The following is a 21,498-nucleotide window of genomic DNA, read 5'->3' as shown; positions in this document are numbered from 1 at the left end:
TGCGCGTGACGGGCTTCCTTGGAGTGTGCGTGGCGGGTGTTCCTGAGGGGTGCGCGTGACGGGCTTCCTTGGAGTGTGCGTGATGGGTGTTCCTTAGAAGTGCGCATGACGGGTGTTCCTTGAAGTGAGCGTATGTGGCGGGGGCCGAATGCTTGACGACCTGCTCAGGGCGGCGGTGCCGGAGGCAGCCTCGGCGGCGGTGGCCATCATCGGGGTGGACGGGATTCCTGTGGCCGCGGCGGTGGCCGGGGAGGTCGTCAGGTACGCGGATGCGGCGGGGACTCTCGCGGCCGAGCGGCCCGCCGCCCGGATCGACACCATCTTCGACATCGCGTCGATCACCAAGCTGTTCACCACGGTGGCCGTGCTGTCCCTGGCCGAGGACGAGCGCCTCGGGCTCGACGAACCGGTCGCGACCTGGCTGCCCGGTTACTACGGCGACCGGCCCGCGGTCACGGTGAGGCACCTGCTCACGCACACCTCCGGCCTGCCGCCGGTACAGCATGTCGGCGCGGCGCCGCCGGGGGACCCGCGATGGGACCTGATGCTTTCCACGCCCTCGGGCCCGCCCGGGGAGTACGTCTACTCCGACGTCGGCATGATCACGCTGGGGCGGGTCGCCGAGATCGCGGGCGGGGCGCCGCTGGACGCGCTCGTTCGCGACCGGGTCACCGGGCCGCTGGGGCTCGCCGACACGACATACCTGCCCGATCCCGGCCTCGTGCCGAGAATCGCCGCGACCGAGTACAAGCCCTGGCGCGGCGGGTGCGTTCGAGGTCAGGTGCACGACGAGACCGCGCACGCGCTCGGCGGCGTCGCCGGGCACGCGGGCCTGTTCTCCACGGCGGGGGACCTGCTGCGCTTCGGCGAGATGCTCCGCACCGGAGGCGCGGGCGTCATCTCGCCGGACACGGTCGCCGAGATGACGCGCGACCAGAACGTGACGGGCGCGGACTTCCGCCAGGGACTCGGCGTGCGCATCGGCGACCCCGCGATAGTGGGCCCGCTCTCCGACGCCTACGGCCACTCCGGATTCACAGGCACATCCCTGGTAATCGACCCCGGCCACGCCCTGACGATCGTGCTACTCACCAACAACATCCACCCAAGACGGGGCAGACCCGGCATCCGCGATCTCAGAACCGCCACCGCCACCATCGCCCTCCGCCACCACCTTTAGCCGCCACCACCTTTGGTCGCCACCTACGTCGTGCAGATTCACCTGGGCGCTAAGGGCGGTCCGGTGACCGACGCCACCGGGAACGTGCTGCGTGCCTTCGGCGGGCCAGCGGCCCCGCGGGTGGGGCTGGCGGTTCCGGCGTCGGGCCCGTAGTCGCCCCATGAGACGGTGCCGGTCGCCACCTTTAGCCGCCAGCACCTCAGGTCGCGACCACCACCTTTAGGCGTGACCGCCTTTGGCCGGCATCGCCATCGCTCTGGAGCAGGATCGCGCCGGGTCCCTCCGCGATCCGCTTGGTTGTGCCCCTGGTGAGCCGGATGCCGCGGTATCAAGGGCAACGCCGCCAGAGACAATAGATGACTTGTCGGTCATCATCCGGACATGGGGACGCGGAACATGGTCGCCGTGCTCGCGGCCGGGGTGGTGGTGGCGTCGCTCGCCGGGCAGACCGGGGCCCGGGAGCGCGCCAACCCCTTGGACAACCCGGACGGCACCAAGCCCGGCCTGGTGCCGATCACCTCGGCGAGGGACCGCTCCGCCGCGCTCGGCCTGATCCGCTCGCTGCGGGTGGCCGGGATGGGGCCCAAGACCGGTTACCGGCGCGACCGGTTCGGCGAGAACTGGGCCGACGCCGCGACCGCCGTGCCGTACGCGCGCAACGGCTGCGACACCCGCAACGATCTCCTCGCCCGGGACGGCGACGACGTTCGTTTCCGCGAGGGTTCCACCTGCGTGGTGGAGGCGATGACCCTGGACGATCCGTACACGGGACGGACGATCCACTGGCGCAAAGCGGACGCCGACCGCATCCAGGTCGACCACGTCGTCCCGCTCTCCTACGAATGGCGCATGGGCGCGTCCCGCTGGTCCCGCGCCAAACGCCTCCGCATCGCCAACGACCCCCTCAACCTCCTCCCCGTGTACGGCCCCGCCAACGAAGCCAAAGGCGGCTCAGGCCCCGCCTCCTGGCTCCCTCCCGCCGGATCCGTTGCGCCTACGTCGTACGCTTCGCCCAGGTCGCCCTGAAATACGACCTCCCGGTCACCCGCCTGGACAAATCCCACATGCTCGCCCAATGCCGGTGACGCTAGTGGGTGTCTCTGAACCTTGACCCGGATTCGTTCGAGGGCTGCTGGCCCGGAGGCGCGAATTACCGGGTCAAGGTTGCGTGCCGGGCCACTAGACCATGCGACGGGTCATCAGGCCGGCCAATGTGGTCAGATCCGCGGCCGGGCGAGGAGCCAGACCGGCGGCGTTCAGGTGAATGAGAGCCTCATCCAGGAGGGAGCCTGCCGTGGACTGGCTCCAGGCCCTGCCCCCGGCCTCCTCGATGAGACTCGCGGCGTGGGTGAGCTCGTCGTCGGAGAGCAGGGCCTCGCGCCGGTAGAGGGCGGCCAGCGCGCGCCCGGCGGCCGTGCCGGAGCTGAGCGCGGCCACCACGGGGAGCGACTTTTTCCGGTTCGCCAGATCCGAGTAGACCGGTTTGCCGGTGATCACCGGATCGCCCCAGATGCCGAGCAGATCGTCGGCCAGCTGGAACGCCAGGCCCAGGCGATCGCCGAAGGCCCGCAGATGTTCGACCTGCGCCGCCGTGCCGCCGCCGAAAATGCCGCCCAGCGCGCACGCGCACGCGATCAGCGCGCCGGTCTTGCCGCTCGCCATGCGCAGGCACTCGGCCAGCTCCACCTCCGCCCGGCTCTCGAACTCGACGTCGGAACTCTGCCCGTTCAGCAGCTCCTGCACCGTCGCGCTGAGCGCCGACACGCCCTCCCGGGCGAGCGGGTGACCGCTGGACGCCAGCACGTCGAACGCCAGCGTCAGCACCGCGTCACCCGCCAGGATGGCCTGGCTCACCCCGAACGCGCTCCAGGCGGTCGGCCGGTGCCGCCGGGTCGCGTCCCCGTCCATCACGTCGTCGTGGAGCAGGGAGAAGTTGTGCACCAGCTCCACCGCGACCGCGGCGGGCAGCGCCTCGCCCGCCTCGCCACCGGCCGCCTCGCCCGCCAGTAGCACCAGCGTGGGCCGCACCGCCTTGCCGCCGCCTGCCTCGGCCGGGACGCCGTGCGCGTCCCACCAGCCCAGGTGATACCCGGTGATGTGGCGCATCGGGGCCGGCAGCCGGTCCACCGCCGGGCCCAGGGCCGGGCGCAGCAGCGCCCGGCCCCAGTCCAGCACCGCACCGGCCGTGCGCCGCTCGATCGACTCCGCGGTCATCAGTGCCCGAGCTCCACGTTCTCCAGCACGCCCAGCGCGTCCGGGATCAGCACGGCCGCCGAGTAGTACGCGCTGACCAGATAGGAGATCACCGCCTGCTCGTTGATCCCCATGAACCGCACGTTGAGCCCCGGCTCGACCTCGTCCGGCAAACCCGTCTGGCGCAACCCGACCACGCCCTGGTCCTCCTCGCCGGTCCGCATCGCCAGGATCGAGGTGGTCTGGGAGTCGCTGATCGGGATCTTGTTGCAGTTCAGGATCGGCACGCCGCGCCAGGCCGGGACATGGCTCCCGTTCACGTCCACCACCGGCGGATACACCCCGCGCTTGGTGCATTCGCGGCCGAAGGCGGCGATGGCGTGCGGGTGCGCGAGGAAGAACTGCGTCTTGCGCCTGCGGCTGAGCAGCTCGTCGAGGTCGTCGGGCGTGGGCGGCCCGGTCCTGGTGTGGATGCGCTGCTTCAGGTCGGCGTTGTGCAGCAGCCCGAACTCGCGGTTGTTGATCAGCTCGTGCTCCTGCCGCTCGCGCAGCGCCTCGATGGTGAGGCGCAACTGCTGCTGGGTCTGGTTCATCGGGTCGTTGTAGAGGTCGGCGACCCGGGTGTGCACGCGGAGCACGGTCTGGGCGACGCTCAGCTCATACTCCCGGGGGGAGACCTCGTAGTCGACGAACGTGCCCGGCAGGACGGCCTCGCCGTGGTGCCCGGCCGCGAGCGCGATGGCGGCCTGGCCGTGACCGTCCTGCGGCCGGTCGGCCGCCGACAGGTAGCCGTCCACCTGGGCGCGCAGCGAGTCGGACTGGGCCAGCAGCTCCTCGAACGCCCGCCGGGCCAGGGTCAGCACGGTTCCCGCCGTGGTCGCCTTGACCGTGAACTCCCAGGTGCCGGGCCCGAGCAGGGACCTGTCCCCGAGATGGTCCCCGTCCGCCAGGTTCCCCAGCACCGCCTCGTCCCCGTAGGGGCCGACCCCCAGCCGGTCAAGCTTCCCGTGCGCCACCAGCACCACCTCGTCGGCGGGATCGCCCGAGGCCACGATGATGTCACCCGGCTCGAAGTCACGCTGGGTGAACCGGCCCGCCAGGCGCTCCAGCGTGTCCGTGTCCTCGTAGCCGCGCAGCAGCGGCAGCTCGCACAACTCCTGCGGGACGACCCGGATCGAGGCCCCCACGTTGGTGAAGCTGACCCGCCCGTCGCCGACGGTGTAGGTGAGCCGCCGGTTGACCCGATAGGCCCCGCCCGACACCTCCACCCACGGCAGGACCTTCAGCAGCCACCGCGATGTGATGCCCTGCATCTGCGGCACGGTCTTGGTGGTCGTGGCGAGCTTCCGCGCGGCGGCGGTGCCCAGGCTCAGCTGATCGTTCTGAACGGTCACAATTCACTCCTCAGGTCGCGAAGCGGAGTGGCCCATGGCGCCGGGCCGGTGACATCCATTCCGGAGGAAACGCCCTCCAGGTCCTGCTCTCAGCGGCCGATGGTTTCGCTGACGTCGAATTCGGTGGCCTTCGGTGGTTTGCGTGCGGCAGCCGTACCCAGTCTCAGCTGCTGTTTCTCCACCATCACTGGCCACCCTCCCGACGATCGGCGAAAAATGACCGGGGCACGGTATTTGACTCAACCTTTAGACGACTTTGGGCCCCCGGTCGGGATCAATAATGGTCCGAGCCCATTCCCGGTGTCAAATTCGAGTTCTCATTCGAATGCGCAAACGCCATTTTAAATAAAATAAACAAACTTGCTGGACATGTCGTAATTGCCCAGTGTTTGATAGCTCCCAGGCTTGCTGACAGAGTCAGTAAGGTTTCCGCAAGGGTTTCTGCAAGGTCTGGCGCGGACGCTCACCACAAGGGGTGATTCGGGGGGATTGCCCACATCTGGAGGGTGGAGCGAGGGGGCTGCAGAGGCAGTATGCCAAGTCTGGAATGGAGCCGGGTCCCGGTGGGGCCCGAGGCCCGCAGGTGGGTCACACGAGGGAACTGCAAGACCGTTCTGGTGATCGTCCACACCGTCACGTCGGGACAGCGCCTGCTGGAGGCGGTCCAGCTGGTCCAGTCGGACCTGCGGGTCCAGGTGCTGTTCACGATCGCGAAGGATGTGTTCAACAACGGGGTCGAAGAGTTCGTGGAGAGCCTCGACGGCGGGGTGGTGCTGCCCTGGCAGCAGGCCGTGAACGAGCGCTTCGACCTGGCCGTAGCGGCCAGTCTCGGGTCGGTACACGAGATCAACGCGCCGCTGATCGTGATGGAACATGGGGCCGGATTCAACAAGTTCGTCCCGCGTACGCCCGGCCGGCGCGTGGCCGGCGCGCGCGCCACGTACGGGATGGACCCGCAGCGCCTGCTCCGGGACGGCGCCGTCATCCCGGACGCGATCGTGCTGCCGCACCAGAGCGACCTGGTCCGGCTGGCCAGGCAATGCCCGCAGGCGCTGCCGTCGGCGGAGGTGATCGGCGACCCGATCTACGACCGGCTGGCCGTCAGCCTCGATGATCGGGCGCTGTACCGGCGGGCGCTGGACGTACGGCCCCGCCAGAAGCTGGTCGCGGTCAGCTCCACCTGGGGCACCGAGTCGTTGTTCGGCAAATCCGACCTGATGAGCCGCCTGGTCCGCCAGCTGCCCGCCAGCGAGTACAAGGTGGTCGCGCTGCTGCACCCCAACATCTGGTCCGCGCACGGGGCGAGGCAGGTCCGCGCCTGGCTGGCCGACAGCCAGCGCCGGGGGCTCCAGGTGGTGCAGCCCCAGGACGAATGGCTCGGCGTGCTCGTCGCGGCCGACTGGGTGGTCGGCGACCACGGTTCCGCCACCCTCTACGGCGCGTCCATCGGCAAGCCGACCCTGCTGGCCAGGTTCCCGTCCGAGGACGTGGACCCGAACTCCCCGCTCGGCGAGCTGGCCGCGGTCGCGCCGCGGATCAACCGCTACCAGCCGCTGGCGACCCAGCTCACCCGGGCCGCCGCCGCGCTCAAGCCCGAGCACTCCCAGCGGGTGGAGGAGCGGATCACCTCGGCCCCCGGCCAGTTCCACCGCAACATGCGGCGGCTGATGTACCGGCTGATGAACCTGCGCCAGCCCGCGTCCATCCCGGTCGCCACCCCGGTCCCGATGCCGTTCCTCACCCCGTACCACGGAGGCTGATCGTGCTCGACAAACTCGTCGTCGCCCACTTCTTCGGGCAGCGCCAGCCACTGTCGCTGAACCGGACGCCGCCGCTCGCCCCGCGCGCGGCCGTGCCCGCGGTCCTGGTCATCCCCCGGGAGGGTCCGCCGCTCGAGCCCCACCTGATGGTGGTGACCGGCCCGTCTGCCGCCCAGGGCCTGCCAGCCGCCGACGCCCACATCGTGGTCGACTCCGACGACGCCCGGGACCAGCGCTGGCAGGAGCTGGCCGACGTGCTGATCACCCGGCACGACGTGGCGGGCCTGCTGGACCGCCACGTCGGCTGCGCGGTCGCCGTGGCCCGGCAACCGGGCGGCTGCCTGGTCGGCCTGCGGCACGGCCCGCTGGCCCAGATCACCGGCAGCGCCGGGCTCCTGGCCGGCGCCGATCCGTGGCCCGCCACCTTCGGCTCGCTGCTCTACTGCTGGCTGGCCGCCAGGCTCCCCCTGTACGGCCTGACCACGGCCACCGTGATCGCGGGCCACTACCGGGACGGCCGCCACTTCGAGGTGGCCGGTCGCGCGGGCATCACGGTGAGCGAGGCGGCCGCATGACCCCGACCATCGTGGTCGCCGGCGCGACCAGCTTCTACCTCTCCCTGGGCGTGGCCGAATTCCCGGTCCACTACCTGCCGACCTGCACGCCCAGATGGCTGACCGGCGGCGTCTCCGGCGCGGCCGCCCACATCGCCCGCACCCTGCGCACCCTGGGGAGCCACGCCAGGCTCTGCACGGTCGTCGGCACCGACCTGGTCGGCGCCGGCATCCGCGCGGACCTGGACGCGCACGGGCTGCTCGGCCCGGGGGTGATCTCCGGCGAGGGCTCCTCGATGGGCGTCGTCCTGGTCGGCCCCGACGGCCGCCGCATGGGCTACCCGTACCTGGCGCCCGTCAACGACGTCGACTACCCGTTCGACGTGCTCGCCGGGCAGTGCCGGGACGCCGACCTGCTGGTGCTGACGAACGCGAAGTTCGTCCGCCCGCTGGTGGCCCGCGCGGGCGGCCTGGGCATCCCGATCGCGGTGGACGCCCACCTGATCGCGGACCCGGGGGACCCGTACAACGAGCCGTGGCTGCGGGCCGCGCGCGTGCTGTTCTGCAGTCACGAGCGCCTCCCGGTGCCACCGGAGCGCTGGATCGCCGAGATCTTCGGGCGGTATCCGCGCTGCGCGCTCGTCGGCGTGGGGCTGGGGGCGCGCGGCGCCATGCTGGGCCTGCGGGACGGGCGGCTGATCACGGTCCAGGCGGTCGCGCCGCGCGGCGTGCTCAACACCTCGGGCGCCGGTGACGGGCTGTTCGCCACGTTCCTGCATCTGTGGGTGAGCACCGAGGATCCCGTACGGGCGCTGCAGGGCGCGGTGCTCAACGCGGGCTGGAAGGTCGGCGACCGCACCCCGGCGGGCGCCTCCCTCACCCCGGCCGAGCTTCGTGCGATCCCGCCACCCCCGACTATCGTGGGGTTGTGGTGACATAACTACACAAAGGGGTTTTAACGGGATAAATCGGGTACGCGAAGTAGATGGGGGAAGGAGGGACCAATGTCTGTCCACCAGAGAGAGTCTCAGTCCACCGCGTCCACCGCCGAGCTCGTGCAGCAGGCGTCCGACCAGGTATCCCGCCTGATCAAGGATGAGATGCGCCTGGCCAGGGCCGAAGTGGTGGGTAAGGGGCGGCAGGCGCGGACGGGTGCCGCCCTGTTCGGCGGCACCGGTGTCATGGCGCTGCTCGGCGCGGGGGCGCTGGTAGCCTGCGCGATCATCGCCCTGGCGATCCCGTGGCCGGCCTGGCTGGCCGCCCTGGTCGTCGGCGCCGCCCTGCTGATCATCGCGGGGATCATGGGCGCCATCGGCAGGAACCGCGTCAAGGGGGCCATGCCGCCCAAGCCGACGCAGGCGGTGAACGGCGTCAAGAGCGACATCGACGCGGTCCGCTCCGGCGTCACCGAAGGGAGGGCGCATCGATGACCCGTCCGCACCGGACAGCGTCCGAGGACGTCGCGGCCATCGCGGAAGACGCCGAGCGGACCCGGGAGGAACTCGGCCGGACGGTGGCCGCCCTCGCCGCCAAGACCGACGTCAAAGGCAGAGCCAAGACCAGCGTCATGGCCAAGGCCCAGACGGCCAAGTCCGGGGCTCACCGGGTCGCGGACAAGGCCGGCCGGCACCCCGGCGCCGTCTTCGCGACCCTGGCCATGCTCGGGGGCGCGCTGGTCCGGGCCCTTTTCAAGCGCAGGAGACCGCAGCCCCGCGGTCGCATGTTCGGCGGGCGCCGCCGCGGCGCCATGCCCATGTCCATGCGCTCGCGGCGCCGCCGGACCAGGGGCGCGAGAGGCATGATGGCGCGCTTGATGACCGGGATCATGGGCAGATCCACGAACAAGACCATGATGGGCCGAATGCGCGCTCCCATGGGCAAGTCCATGATGGGGCGAATGCGTGCTCCCATGGGCAAGACCATGATGGGCAGAACCATGGGCAGAGCGCGTACTCCCATCGGAAAGACGATGATGAGCGGAACCATGGGCAGAGCGCGCACGCCCATCGGCAAGGCGATGGGCAAGACCATGGGATCGCCCGTCCGATATCCAGGCAGGATGACGCGCTGAGCCGCGTCATTCCAGCTGGGCGAGCAGCCGGTCCAGCCGGGTGGTGGCGGAACCCATTCCGTTCAGCACCTGGCGGGCCCGGTTGAGGAGTTCGCGCGCGTCTTCGGGCCGCCCGTGGCGCAGGGCGAGTTCGCCCAGCGTCTGGAGCGCGAACGCCTCGCCCGAGGCGGAGCCAAGCTCGCGCATCACCTGGAGTCCCCGGTTGATGTCCGGCTCGCTCCCCTGGACGCGCCCCAGCAGGATGAGCGCCCGGGTCCGGTTGTACCGATCGGACTCGGCCGCCTCATACGCCGCCGCCAGGTACGGCACCGCCTCCTCGGCCCGGCCACTCTCCACCAGCGCCCGGCCCAGATCGCATCGGGCCAGCGCCACCCGCCTGACCTCACCAGCCGCCTGGTACCCCTCGAGCGCCTCGGCGAACAGCCTGATCGCGGCCTCCGGCCGATCCCGATCCAGTTCCAGCCAGCCCAGCCGCCGATACCCGCCGGCCACCCGGTACGCGTTGCCCAGCCCTCGCCAGATCTCCAGCGCCCGCCCGAAATCCTCGGCGGCCTCGTCCCACCGCCCGAGCGCGCGTAGCGAAACCCCGGTCCTGTTCAACATCTTGGCCTCGCCGATCGGATCCCCGGCGGCCCGCGCGGCGGCCAGCCCGAGCCGATCCACCTCCAGCCGCTCGGCGTAGAAACCGCGATGCAGGAACAGCGGCCACAACGCGTCCACCAGCTGCCAGGCGGTCTCGTGCCAGCCCCGCTCGAACGCGACCTGCGCCGCCGCGCGCAGGTTGCGGAACTCCCGATCCATCCAGTCCAGCCCGCCCGCCGCGTCGGCGAACTCCATCGCCCCCGCCGCCACCGGAATCCGCCGGTACGGCGCCGCCGCGTCACTGGCCGCCCTGGCGGTGTCCAGAAACCAGCCCACCGCCCGCCGCACGCTCTCCTCCCGCGCGGTCGCGGAATCCTCCAGCTCGGCCGTCTCCCGCGCGTGCAGCCGGACCAGATCGTGAAACCGGTACTCCCCGCCGGGCAAGTCGTCGAGGAGATTCGCGTCGGCCAGCACCCCCAGCAGCCGCCGGCTCTCCTCCGCCGGCAGCCCGGCCGCCGCGGCCGCCGCCGCGCCGCCGAAACTCGCCCCGGGAAACAATCCGAGCAGCCGGTACAGCCGCGCCGCGTCCGGCGCCAGATTCTGGTACGACAACGTCAGCGCGGCCCGGATCGTCATATCGTCCTCCACAGAAAGCGCGCTGAGCCGTCGGCTCTCCTGCGCGAGAGCCGCCACCATCTCGGTCAGCGGCCAGTGCGGCCGGGTGGCCAGCCGGGCGGCGGCCACCGATACGGCGAGCGGCACCCCGGCGCACAGATCCACCAGCTCGGTGGCCGCGTCCAGTTCATCGCCCACCCGATCGTCGCCGAGCGTGTGCCGGAGCAGGTCGAGCGCCGCGTCCACGCCGAGGCGTTCCACCTGGAGTCCGCGCGCGCCGCCCACCACCAGACCGGCCAGCCGCCACCTGCTGGTCACCAAGACCATCCCGTTCCCGGAGGCGGGCAGCAGTGGACGCACTTGCGCCGCCGAGATCGCGTCGTCCAGCACCACGACGATCCGCCGCCCGTTCACCAGTGACTGGTAGAGCGCGGCCCGCTCGGCCAGGCCGCCCGGAATCCGGTCCGGTGCGATACCGAACGCGCGAATGAACAAACCCAGGACTTCGGCCGGTTCGACTGGTGGATCGGTGGCGTGCCCGCGTAGATCGGCGTACAGCTGGCCGTCCGGGAAATGGTCGTGATTCCGGTGCGCCCAAGTCAGGCTGAGGGTTGATTTCCCGACCCCCGCCGGGCCGCTCACGACCACCACGACGGGGGACCCGGACGCGGATCGGCGGGTGTTCACCCGATCCAGAAAGGCGAGCGTTTCCCGCCGGTCGATCAGGAGCCTGGCGGGCGGTAACTGACGTGGCGTGGGCAACGGAATGGACGTCTGGTGAATGTGAATACCGCCGGTCACGTTCCGCGCCTGGACCGCAGGCCCATGCACGGTACCGTCCAGGCTGTTGACGTGCTCGCTATGGGGATCTCTGCTCATCACCATGCAGGAGAAATTAATTCGTGCCGTTCGATTGCTTATCACAGAAATCCTGCCCGGCTGACTTTCCTCCCCTGATAGTAAGGATCTGTAGAGCCTGAGATCCTTTTCAGTGGTGCGGGTCCACTTTCGCTGAGAAGGTGAACCAGTTCGGCGACGTAACAATGACAGCTATGTTTCCCAGGTGATGTTCGCTCGTCAGCGTGGCATTCACCCCAGCCTTTTTGACAAGATCGGGGGTGATCTCCTCCACGCAGCACTGTGGGGTGGCGCCACCACATCACTGGATCCGCAGTGGCAGGGTTCCCCGATGCAGGCGGAAGCCGTCCAGCTCGTCGGGCTCCACCGCGAGCCGCAGCCGGCGAAGGTGGCGGGCGATGCGGTCGAACATGATGCGAGCCTCGAGACGACCTAAGGATGCGCCCAGGCAGAAGTGGATTCCGTGGCCGAAGGCGATGTGCCGATGGACGTCTGAGCGATGGATGTCGAACACGTCCGGATCGGAGAAGACCGAGGGGTCCCTGTTCGCGCCCCACAGTGACAGGCCGACGCGCTCGAACGCCGGGATCGTGCCGCCTGCGATGCCGATCTCGCGGAAGGTGAAGCGAGGCGGGACGATCTCGACCGGCCCGCGGAAGCGCAGCGTCTCCTCGACGACCGCGCTCGCCAAGGACGGGTCGGCGAGTAGATCCTGCCACTGCTCAGGATGCGTGAGCAGGAGCCGGATGCCGTTGACGAGGACGTCGACGGTGGTCTCCTGACCGGCGATGAGCAGGAGCTGCACCATGGCGACGAGCTCGTCGCGATCGAGAGCGTCGCCTTGCGCCTCCAGGGCGACGAGCTCGGAGAGCAGGTCGTCCTCCGGGACCGCTCGCCGGCGCTCGGCCAGCTCGTCGATGTAGGCGGCGAACGCCAACGTGGCCGCGGAATCATGGTCGGCCGCGGAGACGATGGTCGCCGACCACTCGCGGAACCGGGCGCGGTCCTCCTCGGGGACCCCCACGAGCTGGGCGATGACGTTGACCGGCAACGGATCGGCCAGGTCGGCCACTCCGTCGAACGTGCCCAGCTCGAGAGCACGGGCGACCAATCGGTCCGCGACGTCGGCGATCCACGGCTCCAGCCGCGCGACCGTACGGGCCGTGAAGGCCTTGCTGACGAGCCCGCGCAGCCGGGTGTGGTCAGGTGGATCGAGATCGATGAGCTGGCGCGCCGCGATTCGTTCCGCCTCACTCCGCTGGTGTGCGAGCGGCAGGTCCTGGGCCTGATGCTTGCGCACTTCGTGACCGATCGCCGGGTGCTGCAAGCCGTCGAGGACATCGGCATGGCGTGCCACGACCCAGAGCCGGTTGCCGGCCGGGTCGACCTGCGGGACGGGCCGGCCGGCGACCCGCACGCGCGCATAGAACGCGTGCGGGTCGCGGCGCGTGTCAGGCTCCCACAGCTCCGACAGCCTGAACTCGATAGTCACGTGCCACCTTCGGTGTGGTCGTGGATCCGCAAAGCCCTCCGGCCGATCAGCCGCAGGCCGCGGCCGCGTACTGCTTGACGACTTCGGACGTCACGCTTCTCCCGTCGACGGTTCCGGTGACGCGGATCGTGGCCTCTCCCGCGGCGACCTGTGGGGCGCGGACCGCGAAGGACTGGTACGCGTACTTGCCCGGAGCGACGTTGGCGAAGGAGCGCGAGCCGTAGGGCGTCTCCATCACGACGTCCACGGGCCCGTCGTGATCGTTCGTCACCCGCACCGCCACGTAGGCCGAATTGCCGATGCATCGACCCTCGGCGGTGACCGTGACCGGCACCTCCGCGTCCGGAGCCAGCTCGGCCCGCGCGCTTACGGCGGCCGCCACCACCGCGTCCTTCTGCGCGCTGGTCAGGCGCCCCGCCGCCACGAACGCCTCGGCCGTCTGGGTGACCCTGGCGACGAACGCGTTGTGGGTCGCGAACGGCGCGTTGTCCCAGACCACGTCGAGGAACGTCAGACCGTCGGTGCCGGGCGACGGAACACCGCTGACCGGGACGTCGTAGCTGGGCAGCCCGTCGTTGCGTTTCACGTTGGGAACGCCGGAGTCGATGCTCCCGAAGACGATCCGCGGCTCCACCCGGCGGAAGTACGCGGAGTGGGCCTGGGCGTCCCCGACGTACCACGGGCGCAGGGAGAACCCATGCGTCGTGAAGAGCGGGTCTCCTGCCGCGCTCGCACCGGCCGCCGTGATGGCCGCCCGCGAGTAGTCGCCGTCCCGCTTGAGGTACCGGTAGAGCGTCAGCTCGCGGTAGCTGCCGCCGCCGGGGTTGCCGACGATCGGCATGAGCAGCGGTCCCCACATGATGGACTGGGTGTCCGGCCGGTCGATGGCGCGCTCGATCCGGATGCTGAACGGCATCGAGACCTCGATGACGTCCCCGGGGCGCCAGGTGCGGCTCAGCGTCACGTAGGTGCCCGGCGCCGGGGTCTGCATCGGTGCCACGGCTCCGTTGATCCGCACGGTGAAGCCGTTCCGGACCCATCCGGGAACCCGCAGCTTGATGTCGAGGCTGCCGCTGCCATTGACGATGAGCTTTGTGCCGGCCTGGCGTGGGAAGTTCGTCTCCTGGGTCACGGCGAAGTCCTTCTCCGCCCAGGTCACGGTCGACGGCACGAAGAGGTTGACCCAGAGGCTGGAACCGTCGGCGGACTTGAAGTAGACGGCGTCCTGGTACTTCGTGTGGATCTCCAGCCCGGTTCCGCCACAGCAGGTGCCGGTGTTGCCATAGGACTTGCTCGCGCCCGGTGTCAGGGGCTGGAAATAGGTGACCTGCGGGTTGCTCGTGGTGGTCGCGTCGGCTCGCGATCCGGCGAGCTGATTGAAGAGGGCTCGCTCGTAGTAGTCCATGTAGGCCGGGTCCTGCGTATGGAAGAAGAGGTTGCGAGCCAGTTTGGACACGTTGTAGATGGAGCATGTCTCCGCGCCGCCCTGGGCGATCGCGTTGGCGATGTTGTCCCGGTTCTGGAACATCTCGATGTTGTTGTTGGAACCCGGGTAGTTTCCGCCGGTGCCCCCATGCGAGAACATGCGGTGCGGGACGACCATGCCGAAGAAGTTCTTCGCCGCCTTGAGGTAGTCCTGATCGCCGGTCTGCTCGAAGATCCGCATGTAGCCGCTGAAGTTGGGCACGTGCTGGTTGACGTGCAGCCGGGTCGGACGACGCCGGCCGATGGCGGCAGGGTCGGTCACCACGAGGATGTCCCGGTTCTCGACGCAGGCGCCGAAGAGGGACTCCCGGTTGTCGAAGCACTTCGCCGTCTCGAGGTGCTTGGCGTCACCGGTCAACGCGTAGATCTCGGGGAACACCTCGTTGGCGCCGCCGTACTCACCGGCGATGTAGGTGTCCCACATGAAGTTGAGGTTGTCCCTGGTGATGGGTCCCGGGTATTGCGGGTGGTTCTTGTCGCCGAGAGTCAGGGCGAGGTGCGCCCAATCCGCCATCTTGGTGACGACTTCGCGAGCCTTCTCGTTGCCGGTCAGGTAGTAGGCGTCCAGCAGACCCCGCATGATCTTGTGCTGGGTGTACCAGGGTGCCCAGACGTTCGTGCTGAGGTTGCCGCCATAGACGGCGAACCGAGGCGGCCCCAACCGGATCACGGCGTCCTCCGGGATGGCCCCGAGATAGCCGGGATAGACGGGCGTCCAAAGAGCCCCGGTGTTCCCCGCGACGGCGACGATGCCGGCGTCGCGGTGATTGGGTGAGGAGTCGAGCGCGGTCGCTCCGCCTTCCTCGTCGAAGCGGTACCAGGCGATGTTCCCGCCTCCCGTGGATCCCGCGGCGGAACTCTGGAGGGACTGGATCTCCGCCTGGCTAAGGGCTCGGTCGAAGATGTGGAACTCGTCGATGGTCGCGTTGAGCATCGCGTCGCCGTACTGGGATCGGCCGATCCAGACGTTGCCAGGGACGCCGAGGTTGGTCGGGTTGAGCGTCATGGCGGTGTTCGTACCGACTGGTGAACCGTTGACGTACAGCGTCCCGACAGGGCCCGAGAGGGTGACGGCGAGGTGCACCCACTGCCCGGTCGGCACGGCTGACGTGCCATTGATCTGCTGCTCCTGACCGCTGCCGCCGACGGTGATGGCGAACCGGGGCGGATTTCCGGTCACACCCGCGCGGGCGGTCAGGAACATGTTGACGGCTGTGCTCTGACCGAAGTCGAAGACTCTGCTCCAGTTCTGCGCCGCGGCGAGGTTGACCCAGGTCGCGATCGTGAAGTTGGTGAGCTGGGACACCGCCTCCTGGGGGAGACGGATGTGCTCCGCGTTGCTGCCGCCGTTGAGGCGCAGACCGTTGCCGAAGCGTCCCGCGACCCGGCCGATGACGGGCTCCTCGGGCTCCTCACCCCCGCCGGGAGCACCCATCCGCGCGGTGATGGCGGCCTGGCACGCGGCGAGTTCGTCGACCATCCAGTCGAGCTTGGTCTTGTAGACCTGCTGGCCCTGGTCCGCGTATGCCTGCGCGAGGGCGCTCATGTAGTGGCCGGCCCAGTGCCCGCTCAGCAGCCCGCCGTCCTCCCAGCCACCGGGCACCTGCAAGCCAGCGGGGTTCGGCCGGCCGGCCTGGTTGTTGAAGAGCATGAGGAAGCGGCGTTCGTCGAACGCCTGCAGGAACGCCTTCATCCGGTCGCGCTTCTCCTGCAGCAGACCGGCGTGCAAGCTGACCTCGCGCAGCCAGAACGGCCTGATCGCGGTGTTGCTTCCTGCGCCGACGTACGGGATCCCGGCCAAAGACTCAGCAACCGCGGGGGCTGTGGTCTCCGCTGCGGCCGCCGGAATGGTCTTGGCTGTCGCGGCTAACGCCACCCCGATGGCTGATGCGCGCACGAATGTGCGGCGGCTCACTCCTGGCTTCTCGGACGCTGTCATGGCCCGTCTTCCCTTCGCTTGCAAGCTTGGCTCTCGCATGAACGCGTGATCTCGAATCGTCGCGGAATGTTTGCGTTAACACGACCGGCTGGTGCTGCTCCCTTCCCGCATCGTTTCTGGGTGTGACAGGTCGTGCCTTCTGGCAACGCGCTTCGGACAGGACATTGCCGAAGCGTGGATCATGTGCCGCGTGGCTCCCGACACGGCAACTGCAGCCGCGTGAAGCCGCTCATCCGAGGGGACATCTGATGAGATTGTTAGCGTTCACATGACATCGCCGACCAGAGCTGTCAGTCGAACTGTTACCAATATGTTACGAGCGTATTGCGAATCTGGATGCGGGTTCCGCACCTGCTGGGGTTGTACATGAGCCCGCTGGGTGGGCTTGACCTGCGGGTAGGCGTGATCAGCGATGGCATGCCGTGTCTCTGGGGTCGCCGGGCCAGTGGGTGCGCCGGGCCGGCCTGGTGCGCCGGGGGCGGTTCGCCGCATGGGCCGATGGGTGCGATGCGCCGCCTGGTCGCGCGCAGCAGCCGATGCACCGCCTCGCACCGGCACCCCGGCGCACAGATCCACGCCCGTTCACCAGTGACTGGTAGAGCGCGGCCCGCTCGGCCAGGTCGCCCGGAATCCGGTCCGGTGCGATACCGAACGCGCGAATGAACAAACCCAGGACTTCGGCCGGATCGACCGGGGGATCGGTGGCGTGCCCGCATAAATCCGTGTACAGCTGGCTGTCCGGGAATGGTCGCGATTTCCTCATCACCATGCAGTAGGAAATTTATTCATACCGCTCGACCGCTTATCACAGAAATCCCGCCCAGCTGACTTTCCTGCCCCCGATGGTAAGGATCTGTAGAGCTGCGATCCCTTACTAGTAGTGTGGTGGACTTTCGGCTGAGAAGGCGGACCAGTTCGAGCGCTGGCAAATGTTCAGCCGAGTTTCTCAGGAGATGTTCGATCGTCGGAGTGGCATTCACCCCCGGCCTTCTTGAACACGGTCGGCGTGCGCCCTAAAGCCGTGGGACCTGCGTGACGGTGGGGTCGGGCGGAGCCCGGAACGAATCAAAGGGAGGGGGTGGGAGAACTCCGGTTTGGCTGCCGCCTCGTTCGGGGCGACCACGGTGCCGACGGGGCCGGGCGGAGCCCGAGAAATCAAAGGGAGGGCGGGTGGGAGAACTCCGCAACAACATATACGTGAGGAGAGCCCAAGGCCGATCTCACGCTCCGCATGCCCGGCTTCCAGCACCTCGCCGACTACTGCGATCGGGATTGGAGAGCGCTCTCCCTCCGTACGCTAGAGTTCATCACATGAGGGAAGATCGCCTGGTTTCGCCCACTCTGGAGGACGTCGCCAGGGCCGCGGGCGTCTCGCGGGCAACCGTGTCCCGCGTGATCAACGGCATCCGGAACGTGGACCCCGAAATCCAGGAAACCGTCCGCCAGGCCGTCGCCGCCGTCGGCTACGCACCCAACCGCGCCGCCCGCTCCCTGGTCACCGGCAAGACCGGCTCGATCGCCCTGGTCGTCTCCGGCGCGGGCCACTTCTTCGCCCGCGTCTTCACCGACCCCTTCTTCGGCCGCGTCGTCAGCGGCATCTCCGGCCACCTCCGCCCGCTAGGCGTGCACCTGGTCCTCATGCTCGCCGAAGCCGCCGACGCCCGCGCCCAGGTCATCGACTACCTCCGCCAAGGCCACGTCGACGGCGCCATCCTCGTCTCCACCCACGCAGAAGACCCGCTCCCCGCCCAGCTCGTCGAGTCGGGCCCGCCCGTCGTCCTGTTCGCCCGCCCCGCCCAGCCCCTCAGGATCAGCTACGTCGACGTCGCCCACAGCGCCGGCGCCCGCCTCGCCGCCGACCACCTGATCGCCCGCGGCTGCGAACGCGTCGCCACCATCTCCGGCCCCCTCGACGTTCCCGCCAGCCTGGAACGCCTCTCCGGCTTCCGCGAGGCCATGGCCCGCCACGGCCACGCCTACATCCCCAGCGTCGAAGGCAATTTCACCCAGGAATCCGGCGAACAGGCCATGGAACGCCTCCTCGCCGACCACCCCGACATCGACGGTCTCTTCGCCGGCAACGACCTGATGGCCCAGGGCGCCCTCCTCGTCGCCCAGTCCCACGGCCTCCGCGTCCCCCACGACCTCGCCGTCGTCGGCTTCGACGACAGCAGCGCCGCCCTCGCCTGCCGCCCACCCCTCACCACGGTCCGCCACCCCGTCGAAGACATGTCCGCCGAAATGTCCCGCCTCCTACTCGCCCACATCGAAGACCCCGACCGCCGCGTAACCTCAGTAATCTTCGAACCCGACCTGGTCATCCGCCAATCCGCTTAACGACCCCACCCCTCAATTCGACCGGCTCATTCCAAGCACGACCCTCCACGCACCTACCGCGTCGTCGCTTGCTCCCGCACCGGCTGGCTCTTTCCGAGCGCGGTGGACCACGCGCTTGCCGCGCCGCCGTCTGCTCCCGCATCGGCTGGCTCATTCTGGGCAGGGTGGGCCGCATGCCTAACTTGCCATCGTCCCCCTCGGCTGGCCCTTCTTGGCGCCGGGACGGTGAGGACTGAAGTGGGCGTGATCGGCGCCGGATAACGGCGAGAAACTGGGGACGCTTCGTTAGGTTTTGGCGTCCAGGATGCGGACGTTGTGTGCGCCGCGGAGGGTGGCGATTCTCGACGCTTCGGCTTCGAGGGGTTCCTGGGGGAGCGGTTCGAACGCGGTGACGGTCACGTCGAGGGTGTTCTTGCCGGCCGTCTTGGCCCGCCAGACCCCGGCGATCTCGCCGTTCAGCAGGACGGCGCCGGGATTGCCGAGCATGCGCCAGATCTCCGCGTGACGGGATTTATCCGGCACGAGGAGGGTGCGGTCCCGGGCCTGGAGGTAAGGGTCGGACGGGGGCAGGAGGCGCAGGAGCCGGGGACGGCGGGTCGCGTCCAGCAGCAGGTCGACCTGGTCGGCGGGAAGCCACGCGCGGCGGCCGTCCACCCGGATCTCCGCTAAGTCCTTCGGCCACATCCGTTTGACCTCGGTCGGCGTGGTCCCCATGAACTTGGCGGCCTCGGCGGGGGTGGCCGGGCCTAGGAGCTTCAGATAGGCCGTGATGACCGAATCGGCCGCCACCGAGTGCGCGGGCACGTCGCGCCGCCCGGGAATCGGGGCCAGCGTGGTGGCCGAACCTTTGGGCGCGAGCCGTACGCCACCGGCCAGGCCCACCTGCTGGAACAGGGCACCCGAGATGTGCTGGGCGTTGCAGCCGCGGCACCAGTAGGTCACGCCCTCCGGGACCAGGGCGCTCACCGCCGTGCTGACCTCGCCCTTCGTCATCGGCCGGGTGACCACCTCGTGCATCGCCTTGGCCGCCGCGCGGAACGCGGTCAGTCCCAGTTTCGCCCCCTCGCGGATCTGCGTGGTGGCGATCCGCGCCGTCGCGTCGGCGTCGCTGACCGGCCAGAGCGCGGCCGCCAGCGCGGGCAGGTCGGCCGTCCGGTGCAGGTGCGGCGCGCCGCGGGTCGACCAGACCAGGGTGAGCGCGTCGTCATCCGGATCCGCCGTGGTCCGCGCCGACACGGCCAGGCGCGCCGAACCATACGGCGTGTCCTGCACCCCCAGGTCGAGTACGGCCAGGCGGGCGGGCGGGAGATCAGGGCGGTCGAGCTGCTGGGCCGCGACGCGGTAGGCGAGGACCTGTAGTCGATCCACGTTCATATCTCAGACCTTAGCCGTCCGGGGTAGGGCCAGGGGTTGGGCTTGCATGAGGCGAGTGACTTCGTCTGCTGCATCATGACGGGCGCGGGCTTTCCCGGCCCGGGACAGCCGACGTGCCCGTGTCCGAGGCCATGGCCGACCTCGTGGCTGATCAGGTATTCCCGGTAGGAGGCGAGATCGCGCCCGTAGTTCGGCGTCCCCTCCGCCCAGCGAATCGCGTTGATCACCGCGCGGCTGCCGTTCCAGCAGGACAGCTCGCCGAAGGTGCGCAACGGCCGGCACAGCGCGTCGGTCGTACGCGGGCTGGACAGCGCCACCCTGACCTGGACGGGACCGGACGCCACCCGCTTGAACCGCCCCCACCCGCGATGGTCGTTCAGGATGCGATGCACCTCGTCGGCGAACTCCCCGGCCTCGAACGGCAGGCCTTTCTCCACTTCGACCAGGTAGCGGATCTCTTTCCCGCGTCCCTTGCGCGCCTTCCCGCTCCCTGCCGCGACCGAGTAGTGGCCTTTGCCCCGTTGCGGCACCTTCACCCGTGCCGGCTGCACCCGCCCGTTCACGACCAGCCTCTCGGGCTTCGCCGCTTTCGCCGTCGGTTTCGGTGCCGGTTTCGGCTTCGTCGTCGGTGTGATCGCCGGGGCGAGCATGGTGGGGATGGAGGCCTTCGCCAGCACCGCTGGCTTCGTCGGCGGCCCCGCTTGGGCCAGTACGGCGCCGCCGACCACCCCGATGACAACGATCCCCGCCGCCGCCAGCAGGAAACGATGATCCACGAGCTCTCTCCCACCACACGAACCGACACCGGGGACCCTGATCATACGGGAAAACGATCACACGATTAGGCCATCACGCTGGCGTTTCGTACTTTCTCGCCAGTCTGACTACCTACCTTTCTCGAAAAACCACCGCGAGTCCGACATTTCCGAACTACAGTCCATTGTTATCGGGCGGTTATGGAGGCAGTGTTGCTGGAACGTTCCCACGACGACACCATCACGCAGGACTTGTTATCCGTCGTCACCAGGGAACTTGGTTACCGGGAGAAGCCCGGCCAGCACACCAAGTTCGGTGCCTGGTACGCGGACCTCACCAAAGACCCGCAATACCGGAACGCTCCCTGGTGCGACATGTTCATCGCCTGGGCGGCCGACCAGGCCGGTGTCAGCGACTACGTCGGCGAGTTCGCGTGGACTCCCTCCCACGCCCGCTGGTTCGAACAGCACCAGGCCTGGACCGACCAGCCCGAACCCGGCGCCCTGGTCTTCTTCGACTGGTCAGGCGGCGACAACATCAAAGGCATAGACCACGTCGGAATAGTCGAAAAGGTCGAAAACGGAAAAATATACACAATCGAGGCGAATGTCGACCGTGTCTGGCTGAAGCGCAAGGTCCGCGACGAATCCAAGGTCGTCGGCTACGGCCTCCCCCGCAAAGTCCGCGAAACCCTCACCACATCCCCCACCACCGTCGACCTCCGCCCCGAAGCGGTCACCGCCGTCGCCAACCCCACCCGCGGCCTCGACCCCACCGCCACGATCGCCACCGCCGTCCTGGCTCTGGCCCTCGCCGCCTCCGTCATAGCCACCGGCCTCCACGTCCGCCGCTTCGCCACCTCAACCGGCCGCCACCGCCGCAAACGCCCCACCCCCACCGACACCTGA

General features: G+C 69.1%; 16 protein-coding genes. 9 read left to right on the top strand and 7 right to left on the bottom strand.

Going from position 1 to position 21,498, the window contains the following annotated elements:
• The first annotated feature begins 148 nt into the window (after positions 1 to 148).
• Both ABGB08_RS13735 and ABGB08_RS13730 read left to right on the top strand, forming a co-directional pair.
• On the top strand, positions 149 to 1,180 hold the full coding sequence (locus ABGB08_RS13735) for a serine hydrolase domain-containing protein (RefSeq protein WP_347590058.1): 1,032 nt from the start codon (positions 149 to 151) through the stop codon (positions 1,178 to 1,180).
• Positions 1,181 to 1,561: 381 nt separating this feature from the next.
• The gene (locus tag ABGB08_RS13730; RefSeq protein ID WP_347590056.1) at positions 1,562 to 2,206 is read left to right on the top strand and encodes an HNH endonuclease family protein; all 645 of its coding nucleotides are present in this window, start codon (positions 1,562 to 1,564) and stop codon (positions 2,204 to 2,206) included.
• Positions 2,207 to 2,359: 153 nt separating this feature from the next.
• Here the strand turns inward: ABGB08_RS13730 and ABGB08_RS13725 are convergent, their stop codons facing one another.
• Positions 2,360 to 3,394 (bottom strand): family 2 encapsulin nanocompartment cargo protein polyprenyl transferase, encoded by a 1,035-nt coding sequence (locus ABGB08_RS13725; RefSeq protein ID WP_347590054.1) that lies wholly within the window; start codon positions 3,392 to 3,394, stop codon positions 2,360 to 2,362.
• Positions 3,394 to 4,767, bottom strand: coding sequence for a family 2B encapsulin nanocompartment shell protein (locus ABGB08_RS13720; protein ID WP_347590051.1), 1,374 nt, complete (start codon positions 4,765 to 4,767; stop codon positions 3,394 to 3,396). Before ABGB08_RS13720 ends, ABGB08_RS13725 begins: the two co-directional genes overlap by 1 nt.
• A 617-nt stretch (positions 4,768 to 5,384) precedes the next feature.
• On the opposite strand from ABGB08_RS13720, the gene ABGB08_RS13715 reads away from it, so the two are divergent.
• The 5 genes from ABGB08_RS13715 (at position 5,385) to ABGB08_RS13695 (ending at position 9,152) form a co-directional block, all read left to right on the top strand.
• The gene (locus tag ABGB08_RS13715) at positions 5,385 to 6,527 is read left to right on the top strand and encodes a hypothetical protein (protein ID WP_347590049.1); all 1,143 of its coding nucleotides are present in this window, start codon (positions 5,385 to 5,387) and stop codon (positions 6,525 to 6,527) included.
• A gap of 2 nt (positions 6,528 to 6,529) precedes the next feature.
• A complete protein-coding gene (locus tag ABGB08_RS13710; protein WP_347590047.1) occupies positions 6,530 to 7,102 on the top strand; it encodes a hypothetical protein in 573 nt (190 codons plus the stop codon).
• Positions 7,099 to 8,016 carry a carbohydrate kinase family protein gene (locus tag ABGB08_RS13705; protein ID WP_347590044.1) on the top strand — a complete coding sequence of 306 codons (918 nt, stop codon included), beginning with the start codon at positions 7,099 to 7,101 and terminating at the stop codon, positions 8,014 to 8,016. The genes ABGB08_RS13710 and ABGB08_RS13705 overlap by 4 nt, the downstream gene beginning before the upstream one ends.
• A 69-nt stretch (positions 8,017 to 8,085) precedes the next feature.
• On the top strand, positions 8,086 to 8,511 hold the full coding sequence (locus tag ABGB08_RS13700) for a phage holin family protein (RefSeq protein WP_347590042.1): 426 nt from the start codon (positions 8,086 to 8,088) through the stop codon (positions 8,509 to 8,511).
• Positions 8,508 to 9,152, top strand: coding sequence for a DUF3618 domain-containing protein (locus ABGB08_RS13695; protein ID WP_347590040.1), 645 nt, complete (start codon positions 8,508 to 8,510; stop codon positions 9,150 to 9,152). The genes ABGB08_RS13700 and ABGB08_RS13695 overlap by 4 nt, the downstream gene beginning before the upstream one ends.
• 6 nt (positions 9,153 to 9,158) lie before the next feature.
• Here the strand turns inward: ABGB08_RS13695 and ABGB08_RS13690 are convergent, their stop codons facing one another.
• From ABGB08_RS13690 to ABGB08_RS13680, 3 genes are all read right to left on the bottom strand, one after another.
• The gene (locus tag ABGB08_RS13690) at positions 9,159 to 11,228 is read right to left on the bottom strand and encodes a tetratricopeptide repeat protein (protein WP_347590038.1); all 2,070 of its coding nucleotides are present in this window, start codon (positions 11,226 to 11,228) and stop codon (positions 9,159 to 9,161) included.
• Between the two features lie 280 nt (positions 11,229 to 11,508).
• Positions 11,509 to 12,699, bottom strand: a complete 1,191-nt coding sequence (locus ABGB08_RS13685) for a cytochrome P450 (protein WP_347590036.1) — start codon at positions 12,697 to 12,699, stop codon at positions 11,509 to 11,511.
• 46 nt (positions 12,700 to 12,745) lie between these two features.
• A complete protein-coding gene (locus ABGB08_RS13680) occupies positions 12,746 to 16,123 on the bottom strand; it encodes a beta-L-arabinofuranosidase domain-containing protein (protein ID WP_347590034.1) in 3,378 nt (1,125 codons plus the stop codon).
• Positions 16,124 to 17,434: 1,311 nt separating this feature from the next.
• Between ABGB08_RS13680 and ABGB08_RS13675 the strand changes: the two genes are divergently transcribed.
• Complete coding sequence (locus ABGB08_RS13675) at positions 17,435 to 18,460, top strand: LacI family DNA-binding transcriptional regulator (RefSeq protein WP_347590032.1); 1,026 nt, start codon at positions 17,435 to 17,437, stop codon at positions 18,458 to 18,460.
• 285 nt (positions 18,461 to 18,745) lie between these two features.
• On the opposite strand, the gene ABGB08_RS13670 is transcribed toward ABGB08_RS13675, so the two are convergent.
• Positions 18,746 to 19,834 carry a crosslink repair DNA glycosylase YcaQ family protein gene (locus ABGB08_RS13670; protein ID WP_347590030.1) on the bottom strand — a complete coding sequence of 363 codons (1,089 nt, stop codon included), beginning with the start codon at positions 19,832 to 19,834 and terminating at the stop codon, positions 18,746 to 18,748.
• On the bottom strand, positions 19,831 to 20,610 hold the full coding sequence (locus tag ABGB08_RS13665; RefSeq protein ID WP_347590028.1) for a DUF3152 domain-containing protein: 780 nt from the start codon (positions 20,608 to 20,610) through the stop codon (positions 19,831 to 19,833). Before ABGB08_RS13665 ends, ABGB08_RS13670 begins: the two co-directional genes overlap by 4 nt.
• A gap of 180 nt (positions 20,611 to 20,790) precedes the next feature.
• On the opposite strand from ABGB08_RS13665, the gene ABGB08_RS13660 reads away from it, so the two are divergent.
• Positions 20,791 to 21,498 (top strand): CHAP domain-containing protein, encoded by a 708-nt coding sequence (locus ABGB08_RS13660; RefSeq protein ID WP_347590026.1) that lies wholly within the window; start codon positions 20,791 to 20,793, stop codon positions 21,496 to 21,498.

The sequence above is a fragment of the Acrocarpospora sp. B8E8 genome (genome assembly GCF_039871605.1).
Taxonomy (GTDB): domain Bacteria; phylum Actinomycetota; class Actinomycetes; order Streptosporangiales; family Streptosporangiaceae; genus Acrocarpospora; species Acrocarpospora macrocephala.
This window is presented reverse-complemented; position numbering and strand designations above follow the sequence as displayed.